Origin of the sequence: Paenibacillus sp. YYML68, assembly GCF_027923405.1 — a bacterium.
GTDB lineage: Bacteria > Bacillota > Bacilli > Paenibacillales > NBRC-103111 > Paenibacillus_G.
In genome coordinates this window covers 163,581-180,577 of the sequence record NZ_BQYI01000001.1, presented here as the reverse complement: position 1 = coordinate 180,577, position 16,997 = coordinate 163,581, and the positions used below count along the sequence as shown (strand labels likewise).

At 53.6% G+C, this 16,997-nt stretch carries 16 protein-coding genes; all 16 read left to right on the top strand.

Annotated features, from left to right (window positions below):
* Positions 1–70 precede the first annotated feature (70 nt).
* The 16 genes from PAE68_RS00775 to PAE68_RS00700 all read left to right on the top strand — a co-directional run bounded on the left by PAE68_RS00775 (position 71) and on the right by PAE68_RS00700 (position 16,806).
* Complete coding sequence (locus tag PAE68_RS00775; protein ID WP_281883140.1) at positions 71–1,003, top strand: carbohydrate ABC transporter permease; 933 nt, start codon at positions 71–73, stop codon at positions 1,001–1,003.
* Positions 1,004–1,027: 24 nt separating this feature from the next.
* Positions 1,028–1,864 carry a carbohydrate ABC transporter permease gene (locus PAE68_RS00770; protein ID WP_281890832.1) on the top strand — a complete coding sequence of 279 codons (837 nt, stop codon included), beginning with the start codon at positions 1,028–1,030 and terminating at the stop codon, positions 1,862–1,864.
* Between the two features lie 119 nt (positions 1,865–1,983).
* Positions 1,984–3,387: an ABC transporter substrate-binding protein gene (locus PAE68_RS00765; RefSeq protein WP_281883138.1), complete on the top strand. Its 1,404-nt coding sequence runs from the start codon at positions 1,984–1,986 to the stop codon at positions 3,385–3,387.
* Between the two features lie 63 nt (positions 3,388–3,450).
* Positions 3,451–4,356 carry a phosphatidylinositol-specific phospholipase C gene (locus PAE68_RS00760; protein ID WP_281883122.1) on the top strand — a complete coding sequence of 302 codons (906 nt, stop codon included), beginning with the start codon at positions 3,451–3,453 and terminating at the stop codon, positions 4,354–4,356.
* Between the two features lie 176 nt (positions 4,357–4,532).
* Positions 4,533–5,246 (top strand): GntR family transcriptional regulator, encoded by a 714-nt coding sequence (locus PAE68_RS00755; protein ID WP_281883120.1) that lies wholly within the window; start codon positions 4,533–4,535, stop codon positions 5,244–5,246.
* Between the two features lie 563 nt (positions 5,247–5,809).
* Positions 5,810–8,332, top strand: coding sequence for a S8 family serine peptidase (locus PAE68_RS00750; protein ID WP_281883118.1), 2,523 nt, complete (start codon positions 5,810–5,812; stop codon positions 8,330–8,332).
* Between the two features lie 153 nt (positions 8,333–8,485).
* On the top strand, positions 8,486–8,737 hold the full coding sequence (locus PAE68_RS00745) for a DUF1146 family protein (RefSeq protein WP_281883116.1): 252 nt from the start codon (positions 8,486–8,488) through the stop codon (positions 8,735–8,737).
* 140 nt (positions 8,738–8,877) lie between these two features.
* Entirely contained in the window at positions 8,878–10,218 is a 1,341-nt protein-coding gene (gene murA / locus PAE68_RS00740) for a UDP-N-acetylglucosamine 1-carboxyvinyltransferase (protein WP_281883114.1), read from the top strand.
* Between the two features lie 237 nt (positions 10,219–10,455).
* Positions 10,456–11,514: a stage II sporulation protein D gene (gene spoIID / locus PAE68_RS00735; RefSeq protein ID WP_281883112.1), complete on the top strand. Its 1,059-nt coding sequence runs from the start codon at positions 10,456–10,458 to the stop codon at positions 11,512–11,514.
* Between the two features lie 65 nt (positions 11,515–11,579).
* Entirely contained in the window at positions 11,580–12,317 is a 738-nt protein-coding gene (locus PAE68_RS00730) for a M23 family metallopeptidase (RefSeq protein ID WP_281883110.1), read from the top strand.
* A gap of 175 nt (positions 12,318–12,492) precedes the next feature.
* The gene (gene spoIIID, locus PAE68_RS00725; RefSeq protein ID WP_281883108.1) at positions 12,493–12,780 is read left to right on the top strand and encodes a sporulation transcriptional regulator SpoIIID; all 288 of its coding nucleotides are present in this window, start codon (positions 12,493–12,495) and stop codon (positions 12,778–12,780) included.
* A 251-nt stretch (positions 12,781–13,031) separates the two neighbouring features.
* Positions 13,032–14,030: a rod shape-determining protein gene (gene mreB, locus PAE68_RS00720; RefSeq protein ID WP_281883105.1), complete on the top strand. Its 999-nt coding sequence runs from the start codon at positions 13,032–13,034 to the stop codon at positions 14,028–14,030.
* Between the two features lie 13 nt (positions 14,031–14,043).
* Positions 14,044–14,943, top strand: a complete 900-nt coding sequence (locus PAE68_RS00715; RefSeq protein WP_281883103.1) for a flagellar hook-basal body protein — start codon at positions 14,044–14,046, stop codon at positions 14,941–14,943.
* A gap of 64 nt (positions 14,944–15,007) precedes the next feature.
* Positions 15,008–15,883, top strand: a complete 876-nt coding sequence (locus tag PAE68_RS00710) for a flagellar hook-basal body protein (RefSeq protein ID WP_281883101.1) — start codon at positions 15,008–15,010, stop codon at positions 15,881–15,883.
* 30 nt (positions 15,884–15,913) lie between these two features.
* Positions 15,914–16,132, top strand: a complete 219-nt coding sequence (locus PAE68_RS00705; RefSeq protein ID WP_281883099.1) for a DNA-directed RNA polymerase subunit beta — start codon at positions 15,914–15,916, stop codon at positions 16,130–16,132.
* 155 nt (positions 16,133–16,287) lie between these two features.
* Entirely contained in the window at positions 16,288–16,806 is a 519-nt protein-coding gene (locus PAE68_RS00700; protein ID WP_281883097.1) for a CDP-alcohol phosphatidyltransferase family protein, read from the top strand.
* The last annotated feature ends 191 nt before the right edge of the window (positions 16,807–16,997 follow it).

Genomic DNA, 16,997 nt, shown 5'->3' with positions numbered 1-16,997 from the left:
TGGTTCGAGAACTACATACGTGCAGGAAGCTGAAGGAATAGACAAGCGAACGAAGGAGGGAGGACGGCCAATGGGTCGTCCGAAACATATGGCGATCGTTAGCGCAAGCAAGCATCGGGCTGAGGTGCCTGCAAGAAGGCGAGCTTTATCGAATCGGGAGTCCAGTACGATATGGTATTGGTTTTTACTCCCCACATTGTTAGGTATTGTGCTATTTACGATTTACCCGCTAATTGAATCACTGCGTCTCAGCTTCACAAGAGGGGTGGAGGAGCGTTATGTGGGAGCAGACAACTATACGGAGGTGCTCACATCAGAGACGTTCTGGTATTCGGTGTATAACACCGTGTATATTACGAGTCTTCAGCTTCTAATTGCCATTCCTCTGGGATTCCTGATTGCATGCTTCATTAATAGCTTGCGCAGAGGCTCCAACTTCTTCAAGGTGCTGTTCTATATCCCTAATGCGACCTCTATGGTGGCCGCAGCGACGGTGTTTCTCGCTATTCTTCACCCCGATGGGCCGTTGAACTATGCGATGCAGCAGCTCGGCTTCGAGAAGGTCGTATGGCTCTCGCAGCCGGTATCTGCCAAGTGGGGAGCGGTGATCTTATCGGTCTGGCACTGGCTTGGCTTCGTCATCATTATTAATCTAGCCAATCTGCAGGCGATCCCGATCGAATATTACGAGGCATCATCCATTGATGGCGCTTCACGGCTACAGCAATGGTGGTTCATAACGGTGCCTAACATGATCGGCAGTCTGACCGTGCTTCTCGTGCTCGGGTGGATCGGAGGTCTTCAGCGCTTCGCTGATGTGTACATGCTGGGCGGCTTACAAGGCAGCCCTGCCAGAGCGTTGCATACCGTTGTAGGCTTCATATTCGAGCGCGGCTTCGGCGGCAACGAATACGGCATCGCGTCGGCGGCTGCCTATATCCTGTTTGTTGTGATCCTCTTGTTCACCTATCTGAATACGAAGCTGTTAAGAATGAAAATGTAAAGGCGGTGACCCCAAGTGCAAAGCATGACCTATCGAACGAAAATGACGAACACCTTCATTACGGTGCTGCTCTCCGTCATCGGATTATTGATGATTTATCCGTTCCTCTGGATGATCAGCGTTAGTCTGGAGCGAACGGCGAACGTTGCGCTGCCCTTTCCACCTCGTCTCATTCCCGAGCAGTTCTCATGGTTCAACTATGAGCTGGTGTTCGAGAATAACGCCCTGCTGCTTGCTTATTGGAATTCGAGCGTCATTGCCTTCTTCAGCGTCGCCCTAAGCGTTGCATCGGCCTTGCTTGGAGGCTATGCCTTTTCTCGGGGAAGCTTCAGGGGCAAGCGTCTGCTGTACTTTATAGTGCTGGCTACATTGATGATTCCGTTCGAGACTAGACTCATCCCGATGTTCACGATGTTTAACGATCTGGGGCTTATCAATACGAAATATCCGCTGATTGTTCCATCCATCATCAATGCGCTTGGCCTTGTGCTTGCGAAGCAGTTTTTCGACCAGCTTCCTGAAGGATTGCGGGAATCGGCCAAGATGGACGGTGCCGGTGAATTTAAGACATTCTTTCATATCTTCGTTCCGCTGACAGGTCCCATTACGGCCACGATTGCCATTCTAGCGTTTCAGGATAGCTGGAATTCATTTATATGGCCGCTTGTTGTCATTAATGATCAGGACTTAAGAACTGTGCCGCTATTTTTATCCAACTTCTCCGCGGAGAACGGTGCAAGACTCGCTGGCATTACGATGGGACTGGCTACTACGAGTATTCTTCCAATATTATTGGTGTTCCTGTTTTTCCAAAAATACATAATTCGCAGCGTCGCACTGAGCGGCTTGAAGGGAGAGTGATCGACAGTAAGGAGGAGTGAGTACAGGAACATATCGAGGCTTCTCGGAACGAGTCAGTCACCATAGATACCAGGATTGTTGGCAAATAAAAAATGATAACGAATGACGGAGGGAATTCCATGTTTACACAAAAATCAAAGCGATACGGTATTCAGGCCATGATGCTACTCTTGCTGCCATCCATCGCACTCAGCGCGTGCAGCACCAATACACCCCCTTCTACGGCTGTAAGCGAAGCAGCGAAGGAGAAGACGTCCGATGCGAGCACGAACAACGGACTGTCCGGAACGCTTAAGGTGCAGATGATCGGTGATTTCTCTATTGACGACAAGACCGACCCTGTTACAGGCAAGAAGAGCAAAGGTCTGAAGGTGCTGAAGGCGGAATTCGAAAAGCGTTATCCGAACACGAAGGTCGAATTCGTATTAATGGGCTGGGATAATTACAACGAGAAAACACAAACGATGCTCCAATCCGGTGCAGCAGACGTGTATCAAGTGCCGGGCATTGCGACCTTTGCGGAGCAAGGCTTGCTGGAGCCGCTACAGTCGTACATCGATAAGGACAGCTTCGATACGAGTATTTATTTGAATGGTCAGGTAGACGGCTGGAGAGCGATGGGGCCTAGTGACCAGAAGCCCGAAATTTACGGCCTGCCGTTCATTGGAGATGCTCGACTGATCGTGTATGACAAGCAGCTCTTCGATGAGTGGGGCGTACCGTACTTGTCCGAAGCGCCAACGATGGAAGAGGTGTTAGAGAAGGCGGCTAAGATGACCGGTAAAAACCCGAAGTCCGGCGAACCAAACTATGGCCTAACCTTCAATGGTAACGACGCGGCTGACACCGTAATGAACATTAACGAATCGAAGGGCGGACAGTGGGGAAGCGGGTTTTTGTGGAAGGATATGAAGCTAGAGTTTGACACCCCAACGATGCTCGAGTCGGTACAATTGCTGAAGGAAGCGAAGAAATATGCGCCAGAGGGCGTGCTGGTTAATCAGGGCTCCGAGAACTTTCTAATGAAGAACAATAACATTGCCATTCATCTGCGGTCGGCTCCGGGCTTCATTAACGCTATAGACACGTTCGGCACGCAGGACCGCTATCAGGCGGCGCTGCTCTTCAAAAATCCGAAGAATGGGATGGGCGGCATGTTCGCTGGAAGTCCGTTCGCCATCGGTAAGAACAGCAAGAGCAAGGAATTGGCTTGGGAATGGTTAAAGTTCAGCGGCAGCGAGTTCTTCCAAGAGTATCTGTGGCAGGAGCACCGTTCGCAGAGCATGCCTGTCATCAAGAAGGCGGCAAGCTGGGATAGTGTCAAGGCATTGCCTCAGATGGACATTATTCTGAAGCAGATGAGCCAGCTATGGGCTCCGCGTTATCCGTACCGTTCCGGTCAGCCTCGTTACATCTTGTCCGAGCACGTGCAGCGCATTCTGTTAGGTGAAATGCCGGCGGAAGAAGGATTGAAGAAGGCGCAAGAGAAGGCAACCCAGTGGGTTGAGAGTCAGAAGAAGTAGTCAGTCAGGACTCTAGAGTAATTACTGAACAAGAAATTTACCGAGTGAAGGGTGGTATTCAAGTTGTTGAAAAAGATAGCTTTGCTGATGACCATTATAGCGACGTTCGTCACATCTTTGTCAGGTACAACGTTCGCTTATAGCAGCAACAATTGGATGGGGTCATTAGGGAATAGTACGTCACTATCCGCCCTGTCGATTCCAGGTACGCATGATTCCGGAGCGCTACACGAGCCGGTCTATGGAACGGCTAAAACGCAAGACCTCACCATCGCACAGCAGCTGTCCATCGGCGTCAGATACCTGGACATTCGGACGAGACATTACAAAAACACATTCGAGATCCATCACGGCGCGGTATATCAGAAGCAGAACTTCGACAACGTGCTCAGCACGGTCATCTCGTTCTTGAACAGTAATCCAACGGAAACGGTGATCATGAGCATGAAGGAGGAGCATACGGCTGCCGATAATACACGCTCCTACGAGGACACGTTCAACTGGTATGTGGCCAAAAATCCGAGCAAGTGGCTGCTGACCAACAAAATTCCGACTCTTGGAGAAGCTAGAGGGAAAATTGTGCTGCTGCGGAGGTTCCCTGCTGCCCAGCTTCCTAAAGGCATTGACGCTACAGCATGGAAAGAAAACACAACGTTCACGATTCAAAATAGCGCAAATCTAAAAATTCAGGACTATTACAAGGTATCGGATAACAGCAAGAAGTGGAACGATATTCAGAGTATGTATAATGAAGCGAAAACGCAAAATACGTCGTGGCTGTATCTCAATTACACGAGTGGATATAAGCCAGGATTATTCGGTATCCCGAACATCCGTGAGACGAAGGATTACATGAATCCTAAAGTAAGCAGCTTCTTCACCACCAACACTCGAGGTCGGTTCGGAGTCTCTGTTATGGATTTCATTACGAGTGAGCACGCTTCAAAAATAATAGCTACCAACTTCTAGATCTAATGAAGAAACGCCTCGGTTCATCCTTGCTGAGCCGGGGCGTTTTTACAAGGGAAATGTTGACAAACGACTTGTGCAAGCTGACAATAAACTCAAATTAAAACCAACTAGACATAACATCTTCCGATATGTAGGGAGCCTGTTATTTCAGGATAGAGGTGTAGGAATAAACGATGAACTCGAAGTGTGAGCAAATAAAGAAGCAATTGATCGATATGATTGATCAAGGCATCTATCGGATTGGGGAGCAATTGCCGTCCGAGATTCACATGTCCAAGCAGTTTCAAGTGAGCCGCGAAACGTTCCGCGGTGCATTGAAAATGCTGGAGGAGGAGGGACGAATATTAGTTAAGCATGGCGTCGGCACGTTCGTCATTCGTCCTCTACCGCCCATCAAGAGCACACTCGAACGCTTGCACAGCTCTTCGGAGATGATTCGTTCAGCAGGTCTGACCGAAAGTGAGAGCATGATCTCTCTTGCCAAGCTTCCATGTCCGGAGGAGGCTGCCGAAAGGCTCGGGATCGTCTCGGGTACCCCTGTATATATTCTCGAGCGTATTCGTAAGGCAAACGATGAGCCCGTGATGCTTTCCATTAACTATTTGCCTGTTCACTTATTCGGTATAGGCTTCGAGCAGCCTACCTTCTCCGGCTCCCTGCTGCAATTTGTAGAAAGTAAGCTCGGCGTCTCGGTCAACCGTGCCGATACCGAGATCTGCGTACCGCTGCACATCGATCGAAATTGTCAACAATTACTGCAATATCCGCAAACCACGGTACTATTACTCAAGCAGCTACACTACGATGAAGGAAATCGTCCTGTATTCTATTCCTTAGACTATATGCGCAACGATGTATTCACCTTTCATCTCCGGCGCACCCGATAGATCACCTCCCGCGTAACGCCAACTCCGAAACAGCGAAGCGCCTTTCGGTCGCCCCGCAAGGGGCGAAGGCACTTCCTGCGTCCGTCCCAGCAACCGACGGACGCCAACTCCGAAACAGCGAAGCGCTTTTCGGTCGCCCCGCAAGGGGCGAAGGCACTTCCGAGCGCCGAAGTAAGCTCATGACGCTAGTCATGCGCGAGTCCCTCCTCCCAAAGACCACAAGCAACCACCGCACCTCACTCCTAGCACCAGCAGGGCAACAAGTCCCGAAAGCACGCCGCATGAAGCGTGTCCCCACCTGTCCTGCCCGCCGCCATCCAAGGCGGGCAGCCCCAGGGGGACGACAAGCGCTCCCACCACCCAACGAGCATTCAACGACGGCCCAGTCCCTCCCTCGCACCCTTGCGGGGTCTTGGGGCGCAGCGCCCAAGTCCTCCCCCTTCGGGAAGGGGGAAAGAGGGGGATTCGAAAGAAGCTGACGAAAAATATATCCAGTTGCGCCCATAAGCGCTAAAGCTTAGAATGGGAGAATGGAGAATGACAGTAAAAGGAATGGAATGACGATGGGAACTAGTGCGATCAAAAAGAGTGTCATCGCGTCGTTATCAGGCCTCGCCTTATTCCTGGGCTGTGCGGCTGCAGCCTATGCGGCAACAGCCAATGATCCGTTCTATGTGAAGCAGACGAACCTACAACAGATTCGTATGGAAGAGGCGTGGGAGACAGCTCGGGGACAAGCGGGCGTCACGATTGCGATTGTAGATACAGGGGTACAGCTGTCACACCCAGACTTGAAGCCGAATCTCGTGCCGGGCGTCAATCTCATTGACCCGTCTCTTCCACCTGAGGATGACAATGGGCATGGCACTAATGTGGCGGGCATTATCGGAGCGGTGGGCAACAATGACCGCGGGGTAGCCGGTATGCTCTGGCGCACCAAGCTGATGCCGATCAAGGCGCTCGAGGGTGATGGAGCAGGCGACGAGCAGAGGCTAGGGGAAGCGATCCGCTATGCGGTAGACCACGGGGCCAAGATCGTGGTGCTATCGTTAGGCCTCAACAAATATTCCGCTTATATGAGCGACATTGTCCGATATGCCGAGGAGAAGGAAGTGCTGCTCGTTGCAGCGACAGGCAATGAAGGCAACCGTGTGAAATACCCTGCCGCGTATTCGACTGTACTAGCAGTCGGAGGCGTGAATGCCGCAGGCAAGGCTGACGCCAGGTCTAACTCGGGACTGGAGGTCGATGTTGTAGCGCCTTGGAACGTCTATACGACGGCGATGGGAAGCACCTATGAGTATAAGGACGGCACGTCGATGGCGGCGCCTCAGGTTGCTGCGGCCGCAGCGCTCCTATGGGAGCGCGAGCCTCGACTGAAGCCACATGATATTCGGCAACGCATTCGTCATACCGCACAGGACCTGAATGCTGAAGGCTGGGATGCTGCGACGGGTCACGGGCTGCTGAGGGTTGATCGGCTGCTGAACGAGCGCTCGCTCCAGCCTGACATGTACGAGCCGAACGACCGCAAGGATAAAGCGAAGGCGATCTCAGTCAGTAATGAGATGGCGGCAGCCTTCGCGAGCGGAGCCGATTCGGACTGGTACTACGCGGATTCTCCGTATGAAGGAACCGTTAATCTGACGCTTACCATGGGAGCGGCTCAAGAGCTATTGGTCCAGCATGTGGACGCGAGCGGACAGTTGACGACGAAGTCGATTCAGGGCGGACAGACGGTGCCGTTTAAGGTGACGAAGGGCCGGAGCTATTTTCAGCTTCAGCTGGCGAATCGTTCATACAAGGAGCTGCTACCCTATCGCATTACGACCTTCTTCGAAATATACCGTGATCCGTTCGAGGATAACGACAAGCAGTACAAGGCCTACGTGCTGCCGGGAAGAAGCCAGACCGTCAAGGGAACGTTCCATCAATATCATGACACGGACTGGTATCAGTTCCCTGTCGAGTCGTCTGGGACGCTGAAGGTTACGCTGTCAGCCGATACGGCGCGCATCGATGCAGTGCTGCTCATCCAGCGGCAAGGGGAGAAGTCGGTCACGATCGACCTCGGCGACGATGGAGTATCGGAAGTGTACACCATACCCGAGGTGTTCCAGGGCAATTATTACATTCGGGTCAACAACGTGAAGGAATATGAGAATCCGATCGTCGGCGAGTATACGTTGAACATCCAATATGATGCCAAGCTGGTCGATCCGAACGAGCCGAACGATCGTTCTTATCAGGCGACGGCGGTATCGCTGGATACCGAGTACGGCGGCTTGCTGGACAAGGCGAGGGATGCCGACTGGTACCAGTTCGAGGTCGAGGAGGAGAGCTACATTCAGCTCGTGACCGACGATATTCCGCAGCATGTCCAGATGTATATGACGCTGTACGACGGTACACTGCGGCCGATGGGGTCCTCCATGAATGAAATGTCGGAGCGTAGACAGCAGTTGAACGGCAAGTTCGCGCCAGGGCGTTATTACGTGAAGCTGACCGCAAGCCGTGAATTCGATCATCAGATGTATCAGTTCAGTGTGAGGGCGAAGCCGCTGACGTCGGGCTTCATCGATATTCGCGGTCATTGGGGAGAGCAGGCGATCGCTGCCTTGACGTCGAGGAAGGTGATCGATGGCTACGGCGACTACACGTTCCAGCCGAATCGTCCGATTACTAGAGCCGAGGCGACCGCTGTCTTATCGAGGGCATTCGGGCTGAGCACGAGCAAGAGTATCAGCTACTATGATCTGAATACAACCCATTGGGCATACGATTATATAGCAAGGGCTTCGCAGGCCGGTATGATCGAGGGCTACCCGGACGGTACGTTTGCCCCTGATCAGCCTGTCACGCGGATGGAGATGACGGCGATGCTTGCTCGAAGTTTGAATAAGGCTGGTAAGGTAAGAGGTCAGTCGCCCTTCACCGATATTCCGGACAGCTACTGGGGTGCTGGTCTGTTGAAGCAGATGAAGGGGGATGGACTGATCGACGGGTATGCGGACGGCTCGTTCCGTCCTGACCAGCAGGCGACCCGTGCTGAATTCGTCCAGCTCTTATTCACATCGCTACGATAACAGGAAATGAATCGTCAAAAATATGCAAACTCCCGATTAAACGATTAACGGATGGGGTAAGCATGCAAGGAGGCGCCATGGGCACCGGGTATTCGACGGGAGGTGGCGTCGGAGGTCTGACCATTTGATTCTCGAGCGGGGGTACGATCTTTCATGGATTATGTGGACCAGTTAAACGCCTCGTTAGGCTTGAAGGGCATATTGAACATCTTGCTGGTGCTGATGTTTATCGGACTGTCGTGGTGGGTGCTGCAGGAGCTCAAGCTGGAGCAGCTGTTCAAAAGACCGCGGGGCATGCGGGCGAAGTTGCTGCACATTATGCTGTCCGTTGTGCTGGGGTATGAAATCACTCGATTCGTTATTGATTATTTAGCCTGGTCCCAGTGGTTATCTGGAATGTTCTAGATTATGAGGGATCGATTCGCATAACCCGGTAGATTGTTGTCAACAATGGATAGTACAACCGTATTAAAACCGGATCGAGTCACGAATGATATCGTAATTGATATGTGAAAGTTACATTAGAAACGCGGAGGGGGATCTAGATGAGCAAAATTATCGTCCGCGGCGGCAATCCGCTTTCCGGCAAAGTTCGTATCCATGGGGCCAAAAATGCCGTGCTGCCGATTATCGCAGCCTCTCTTCTAGGCAGTAAGGGAGAGAGTATGATACATGACGCGCCTCCACTTGACGACGTGCTGGTCATCAATCAAGTGCTGGAGAGTCTAGGAGCCAAGGTTGACTATAGACACGAAACGATTAGAGTCGATGCGACGCGCATCCAGACGTGCGAGGCAGCCTATGAGCTCGTTCGCAAAATGCGTGCCTCGTTCCTCGTCATGGGTCCGCTGCTAGCCCGCATGGGCCAGGCGCGCATCGCGCTGCCGGGCGGCTGCGCAATCGGTACAAGACCGATCGACCAGCATCTGAAGGGCTTCGAGGCGATGGGCGCGGAGATCGAGCTCGGTCAAGGCTATATCGAAGCGAGAGTGAAGGGACGCCTTAAGGGAGCGAAGGTGTATCTGGACGTCGCGAGCGTTGGAGCTACCGAGAACATTATGATGGCAGCCGCCTTGGCAGACGGCACAACGCTGATTGAGAACGCGGCGAAGGAGCCGGAGATTGTAGATCTGGCCAATTACTTGAATGCGATGGGGGCTAGAATCCGCGGTGCAGGCACTGGCACGATCCGCATCGACGGCGTGGAGCAGCTGCAAGGCGCGGTACATACCGTCATTCCGGACCGGATTGAAGCGGGTACATACATGATTGCAGCAGCCATTACAAAAAGTGATCTGTTTATTGAAGGGGCGCTCGGCGACCATCTCCGTCCGGTCATCTCGAAGATGCAAGAGATGGGCGTGCAGATCGAGGAGGATGAGAACGGACTGCGTGTCTATACGAACGGTCCGCTTCGACCGATTGATCTGAAGACGCTGCCTTATCCGGGCTTCCCGACCGATATGCAGTCGCAGATGATGGCGCTGCTGCTGACGGTAGAGGGCACAAGTCTTGTAACGGAAACGGTGTTCGAGAACCGATTCATGCATGTGGAGCAGATGGCTAACATGAATGCCCAAATTAAGGTCGAGGGCCGAACAGCAGTCGTTAGCGGCGGGCACAAGCTGAAGGGGGCGAAGGTATGCGCAACGGACTTGCGCGCTGGCGCTGCTCTCATTCTTGCCGCGCTTGCGGCTGATGGAGATACCGAGATTACAGGCATTCACCATATTGATCGCGGCTACGTGGACATTACCGAGAAGCTGATGCGCCTCGGCGCTGATATTCGACGTCTGCCTATCGAGGTCGTCGAGACCGAGACGGTGCAGGAGAGAATGCAGCCTGAGCCATTACCGCTGTTCTCGGTATCACCGTCCATGGCTTAATGCACTGTTGCGATGCTCATGATTGCTATAGTGGCAAGCCATTGAGAAGCGGATAAAGCCTGCTTTCCCTAGCGGAGAAGCAGGCTTTCGTGCGTTCACGCTGCCTATTCTTGCTCATAGAATCGTCTCTTTCGGACGGTTCTATTCTATTTTTCCAGCTCATATGATGATGTTACCTGTGTGCAGGGCTATAGGGGCTGTAGACAGGAATATAGCAGCTGGAGGCGGCGTGAAGCGATGGCGAGGTACAAGCTAAGCGGTGCCCAGCATCGCGGACTGCGTTGGGGTGGTTGTTGTCTGCTCGGTTTCTTAGTTGTGATCATCGTTGTGCCGCTTACCCTCGTCCGTACGTCACCTGAAGATCGCAGCGCGGCCATCGTGCAAGCGGATGCTACAGTCAGTCAGCGTGCGTCGGTACAGATACCTGTGCATCGGAGCGGCAGTCAGGTGATCGAGCGGATCGAGCTTGAACAATACGTGCTGGGCGTTGTCGCAGGTGAGATGCCGATCGAATTCGAGCTGGAGGCGCTGAAGGCGCAGGCGCTCGCCGCTCGCACTTACATTGTCCGCAAGCTTGCGATTGGCGGAGGGACGGGCCAAGACGCGCAGGTGGCTTCGGGCGCCGTCGTGTCAGATACGACCGCTCATCAAGTGTATGTGAGTCCCGAGGAGCTTCGCAACCGATGGGGCTCGGACAAGTACGAGACGTATATGGCTAAGCTTCGTAAGGCTGTTGAAGGTACGCGGGACCAGGTCATTACGTACAAGGGCGAGCCGATAGATGCGAGTTATTTTTCCACTAGTAACGGATATACGGAGAACTCGGAGGACTACTGGAACGTCGAGGTTCCGTACCTCCGCAGCGTCGCAAGTCCATGGGATGCGAAGCTGTCCCCCCGCTATAAGGAGACGGTGAGCTTCACCGCGAAGGAGCTGCAGCAGAAGCTTGCACTGCCGGCAGCGGTGCCAGCGCTCGCAGGCTCGAAGCAGGGACTTCGTATTATCGAGCTTAGCGAGGGGAACCGGATCAAGCGGCTGACAGCCGGGGGTAAGACGTTCACGGGTCGTGAATTCCGCGAGCGGCTAGGGCTGAACTCCAGCCAGTTCCAATGGAGCTATGAGAAGGGCAAGTGGACGTTCACCACGTTCGGCTATGGGCATGGCGTCGGCATGAGTCAGTGGGGTGCGAACGGCATGGCGCGTGAGGGCAAGACGGCAGATGATATTATTCGACACTATTATACTGGAGTAGAATATGGCTCGGCGGCTACTTTTTTGCAGGGAAAAAGTTTTTAATCGCGCTTCGTAATCCCCGTATAAATCTCGCAAATCGGGCAAGAATGGTTAGCGAGGTGATATAGATGAATGAACATAACAAGGATCTGCAAGGTAAAGAAGGCGCTCCTAAATCTATCGAGGGAGCACAGACACAAGTAGGCGGCGGTTCGTCGTGGAAAAGATTGCTGAGCAAGAAATGGGTATTCCCAGCAACGTACATGGCGGCAGCGGCAATCATCTTAACGTTAATGTGGGTGTATCAGGGCTCGGGTACGTTCCAGACGGACAGCTCCCTGAAAACCGACTTGACGGAAGGTCCGACGGTGACCGAGAGCGTCAACGGTCCGGATGTAGCAACGATGGCGGTGCAGGAGCAGATGCAGTGGCCGGTGAAGGATCGCTCGGAGCTGGAGGTCATCCTGCCGTTCTTCGACAGTAAGGCGACCAGTGAAGCGAGACAGGCGGCGCTTGTGGAGTACGGCGATGAGTTCACTCCGCATGTCGGCATGGACTTCGCGAAGCCGGATAACACGACGTTCGAGGTCGTAGCGGTCATGAGCGGTAAAGTGACAGCTGTGCAGAAGGACCCGCTCGTAGGCAACCTGGTCGAGGTCACGCACAGCAACGGCCTCGTCTCGATCTACCAGAGCTTGACTGACGTGAAGGTAGCGAAGGACGCTGAGGTGAAGAAGGGCGACGTGATCGCGATGGCCGGACGCAACGAGCTCGAGAAGGAGCAGGGCATTCACTTGCACTTCGAGCTGCGCCAAGGGCAAGGCGGAGCGGCGATCAACCCGGAGCAGCACATCGTGGAACAATAAGAGCTTTAGCGACAGGGAGGGCAGCCTCCCTGTTTTTTTTCGTTCAAGGACTTCTTTTTGCATATTTGTGAAAATAATTTACATCCCGAGGCTTGTCACGCCCGTGAAACAAAGAATATAAGCCGAGACCCCTCATATAATGTACCAAACTAACTCGAGTAGGGAGGCGAGGGGAGTGCACGATTACATCAAGGAGCGAACCATTAAGATCGGCCGGTGTCTGGTGGAAACCAAGCATACGGTTCGCACGATCGCGAAGGAGTTCGGCGTTTCCAAGAGCACGGTGCATAAGGATCTGACCGAGCGACTGCCGGAGATTAATCCGGAGCTTGCGAACCAGGTGAAGCACATTCTCGAATACCACAAGTCCATCCGTCACCTGCGCGGGGGAGAAGCGACGAAGATCAAGTATCGGAAGTCGCGCAGCCCCAAAAATCAAGAGAAGCTCATGACGGTAAAGTAATGCTGCTGCGATTACAGCCGTCCCGTGCAGCCCTGTGCGCCATGTGCCCGGCCGACGCGATTCCCCCTCTCCCGAGCCGGCCAGACCATAAGCGAGTTTTGTCGAAAAATCATTCGTGAAAAAGAGGAATTTTCAATTTGATGGCGAAATTACTTAAGTAATGTATATCACTCGTGATGCCTCTTCCTGCTATACCCTTGGATGCCTAGGATGCAGGAAGAATGGACGGTTGGTTAGGGAGGATTAATTGGATGTTAAGCAAGGATATCGGCATAGATCTCGGGACCGCGAACGTCCTGATTCATGTGAAAGGTCGGGGCGTGGTCCTGGATGAGCCGTCCGTCGTCGCGATTGAAAGCGATACGAAGCGGGTGCTGGCCGTGGGAGAAGAGGCCCGCCGCATGGTGGGTCGGACTCCCGGCAATATTATCGCCATTCGCCCGTTGCGGGAAGGCGTCATCGCCGACTTCGAGATTACGGAGATGATGCTCAAGTATTTCATAGCCAAGGTCGGCGGCCGGAAGTGGTACAGCCATCCTCGTATTCTAATCTGCGCTCCGACGAATATTACGTCCGTCGAGCAGAAGGCGATCCGGGAGGCGGCAGAACGGAGCGGGGCACGGGAAGTGTTCTTGGAGGAAGAGCCTAAGGCGGCGGCCATCGGTGCGGGTATGGATATATACCAGCCGAGCGGCAATATGGTCGTCGATATCGGTGGAGGGACGACGGATGTGGCCGTGCTGTCTATGGGCGACATCGTCACCTCCTCTTCTATCAAGATTGCAGGGGACAAGTTCGACTCGTCCATCATGAAGTATATCAAGAGCAAGTACAAGCTGCTGATCGGTGAGCGTACGAGCGAGGACATTAAGGTGAAGATCGGAACGGTACACCCAGACGGCAAACGGGAGACGCTGGATATTCGCGGACGGGATATGGTAAGCGGATTGCCGCTCACCATTACGATCGATTCCAAGGAAATTCAGGAGGCGTTATGGGAGCCGGTATCCTCGATCGTAGCTGCGGCCAAGAGCGTGCTCGAGCGCACACCACCAGAGCTGTCGGCCGATATTATAGACCGCGGAGTCATTCTGACTGGCGGCGGCGCGATGCTGCACGGCATCGACCAGCTGCTCGCGGACGAGCTGAAGGTTCCTGTACTGATTGCGGAAGACCCGATGCATTGCGTAGTGAAAGGAACGGGCATCATGTTGGACAACCTGGACAAAGTTTCGAAGCGCAAATTTTAGGGGGTCAAGCTCCATGTTAAGAGGCTTATACACCGCTGCATCGGGGATGATCGCCCAGCAGCGCAAGCATGATATTGTGACGAACAACGTGTCTAATATCAATACGCCGGGCTTCAAGGGCGGGACAGGCATTAACCGCTCCTTCCCTGAGATGCTCATCTCCCGTATTCGCAGTGGGAAGGACGAGCCGGGCTCATCGGTTATCGGTCGTATTCATACCGGCGTCATGGCGGAGGAGAACGTCTCGCTGCACGCCCAGGGCGATATTCAGGAGACGAACAATCCGTTCGACTTCGCGCTCGTCTCGAACATACAGGTGCCGGGCGCGAGGTTCGACAGCTCGGGCAAGTATGTGGACGAGAACGGCGATCGTGTCGCACAGCCCCAGGCGTTCTTCACGATCTTGAACGCGAATGGGGAGGAAAGGTATTCGTTGAACGGGAAGTTCTCGCTGGATGCGAGCGGCCAGCTCATTACGTCGGAGGGCCAGCCTGTACTCGGGCGTGACGGCCAGCCGATCGTGCTCGTAGAGCCGGGAACGCGAACGCCGATTACGAACTTCCGTATTACGAAGGCCGGTATTTTCACTAACGTCGATGGACAAGCTCTGCAGGGAGCGAACGGCGAGCCGATGGCGCTGATGATTACACGTGTGGACGATCCGAATCAGCTCATCCGCGAAGGTAACGGCTTGTATCGACTCGGTGACCCAGAGGCAGGCGGCTTCCGCCAGATTGATGGAGAAGATCAGGTTGAGGTGCGTCAAGGCTACGTGGAGCGCTCCAATGTCGATGCGGGCCAGTCGATGGTCGACCTGATGTCCGCGCTGCGTGCGTATGAGGCGAACCAGAAGATGGTGCAGTATTATGATAAGAGCATGGAGAAGGCCGTCAACGAGATCGGCCGTGTCTAACTAACGGAGCAGCCGGAAGGCTTGCTCTGAGCATTCGAAGCAATGGATACCGGGAGGGACGACGATGAACAATTCCATGATCAACTCAGCGGTCAGCATGAGGTCGATTCAACAGAAGCTTGACTTGATCGCGAACAACATTGCCAATGTCAGCACCACCGGCTACAAGCGCAAGGAGGCTTCCTTCCAGGACGTTCTGACGAGCGTGAAGCAGCAGCCGAGCGGCTTCGATCGGACAGGCCGTATGACGCCGCTTGGATACAACCAAGGGTGGGGCAGCAAGCTCGTTGAGGCGCAGGTGAACATGGCGCAGGGGTCGCTTGAGCTGACGAACAATCCGCTTGATTTTGCCGTCGAGGGCAACGGCTTGTTCGAGGTCGCAGCGGTTACGCTCGATGCGAACAATGAGCCGGTGCAATCGACACGCTGGACGCGCAACGGCGCGTTCGATATTTCACCATCGGTTGATCCAGGCGATCCGGACGGGTACTTGACGACCAAGGATGGACACTACATCGTCGGCGAGGACGATGCACCGATTCGGGTGCCGGTCAATCACCGCATTACGGTGCATGCGAACGGGCAGGTCGTCGCGTATAACGAAGCAGACAAGACAGCGCCTCCGATTGAGATCGGCCAGCTGAAGCTCGTGCGTGTCATTCGACCGCAGCAGCTGCAGCAGATCGGCGATAATATGTACGCTTTGAGAGATGGCATTACGCCGGAGCAGCGTGAAGAGATTTTACAAACCGTTACGGCTGATAATAATAACGTAGATCCAATTACGGTACGTCAGGGCTTCCTCGAGCAGTCGAATGTAAGCCTGACAGACGAGATGTCCGAGCTGATGACGATTCAGCGTGCTTACCAGCTTAACGCTCGAGCGATCTCGTCCTCCGATCAAATGATGAATATGGCCTACAATTTACGCGGTACGTAACGGTCATAGGTGAAGTGAGGGAACTGGCACTTGAGTGATAAACGTAAGACGGCACAGGCTACCGATACGCAGTGGCTGAAGGTCTTGCTCGCCATTGTGAAGTGGACCTGGATACCAATCGTGTGTGCAGGCGCGTTGCTCGCTGGCCTCATGATCGGGTATGTGTACATCGGTAATCGCCCGGCGAGCGAGGCTTTCGAATTGTCGACGTGGCGGCACATTTACGACTTGATTTTTTCCAATACTTAGAAGCGTGTTCGGTTCAACTGAGACTCCCGAGAAGGGAGTTTTATTTTTTTCCTATAATAGGTATAATGTATGGACGGGACCGAGATGGAGCACCGGGGCAAGGCACGCACCAGCACGCTCGATGCTCGTCGTACGGATTAAGGGGGACTTGGGGCATGTGGAATGTGCCTAATCTGTTAACGATAGCTCGTTTACTGCTCATTCCCGTTTACATCATCGTGTTTCAGGCTGGACATGTGAAGAGCGCCTTCTTCGTTCTGCTCGCAGCAGGCCTAACGGACATTCTAGACGGCCATATAGCTAGAAGGAACAAGCAGGTGACCCAGCTAGGCAGCATGCTGGACCCGCTGGCAGATAAGCTGATGATGATTACGGTTATCTTGCTGCTCGTATGGTCGGACCGCATCTCATGGCTGGCGGCGGCGGCTATTTTTTTGCGTGATGCGGGGATGATTGTCGGCTCGGCGATCTTTCACTTCCGGGGCTTGCGGACCGTACCGGCCAACTCTCTGGGCAAGCTGACGACGGTGCTGTATTACATCGCCATCCTGCTGCTCGTGTTCGAGCTGCCGTATGCGCACGTGTACTTGTGGCTCGTGATCGGCATTTCAGTCGCGGCGACGCTGCTCTACATCGTGCAGTTCAACGTGCTGAACCGACGAGAGAAGGCTTGAACTGGCGGCATATCTAATATGTATAAGTGGAAAAAGAGCTTATCTGAAGCTTCGCCGCGAGTCTGCGATGAAGCCCCATGTAAGCTCCCTTATATCAACCTTCACTACTGCAGATCGTGAAGGGGGACATCAATAGTGTGAGTCGAAGCTCCATTTTTTATTACATCAAGAGCCAGAATGTTGGAAATACC

Coding starts and splice junctions, on each gene's coding strand:
- PAE68_RS00765 (WP_281883138.1), top strand. CDS start 1,984: ATGTTTACACAAAAATCAAAGCGATACGGTATTCAGGCCATGATGCTA.
- PAE68_RS00730 (WP_281883110.1), top strand. CDS start 11,580: ATGAATGAACATAACAAGGATCTGCAAGGTAAAGAAGGCGCTCCTAAA.
- PAE68_RS00770 (WP_281890832.1), top strand. CDS start 1,028: ATGACCTATCGAACGAAAATGACGAACACCTTCATTACGGTGCTGCTC.
- PAE68_RS00710 (WP_281883101.1), top strand. CDS start 15,008: ATGAACAATTCCATGATCAACTCAGCGGTCAGCATGAGGTCGATTCAA.
- mreB (WP_281883105.1), top strand. CDS start 13,032: ATGTTAAGCAAGGATATCGGCATAGATCTCGGGACCGCGAACGTCCTG.
- PAE68_RS00700 (WP_281883097.1), top strand. CDS start 16,288: ATGTGGAATGTGCCTAATCTGTTAACGATAGCTCGTTTACTGCTCATT.
- PAE68_RS00715 (WP_281883103.1), top strand. CDS start 14,044: ATGTTAAGAGGCTTATACACCGCTGCATCGGGGATGATCGCCCAGCAG.
- PAE68_RS00745 (WP_281883116.1), top strand. CDS start 8,486: ATGGATTATGTGGACCAGTTAAACGCCTCGTTAGGCTTGAAGGGCATA.
- murA (WP_281883114.1), top strand. CDS start 8,878: ATGAGCAAAATTATCGTCCGCGGCGGCAATCCGCTTTCCGGCAAAGTT.
- PAE68_RS00775 (WP_281883140.1), top strand. CDS start 71: ATGGGTCGTCCGAAACATATGGCGATCGTTAGCGCAAGCAAGCATCGG.
- PAE68_RS00755 (WP_281883120.1), top strand. CDS start 4,533: ATGAACTCGAAGTGTGAGCAAATAAAGAAGCAATTGATCGATATGATT.
- spoIID (WP_281883112.1), top strand. CDS start 10,456: ATGGCGAGGTACAAGCTAAGCGGTGCCCAGCATCGCGGACTGCGTTGG.
- PAE68_RS00750 (WP_281883118.1), top strand. CDS start 5,810: ATGGGAACTAGTGCGATCAAAAAGAGTGTCATCGCGTCGTTATCAGGC.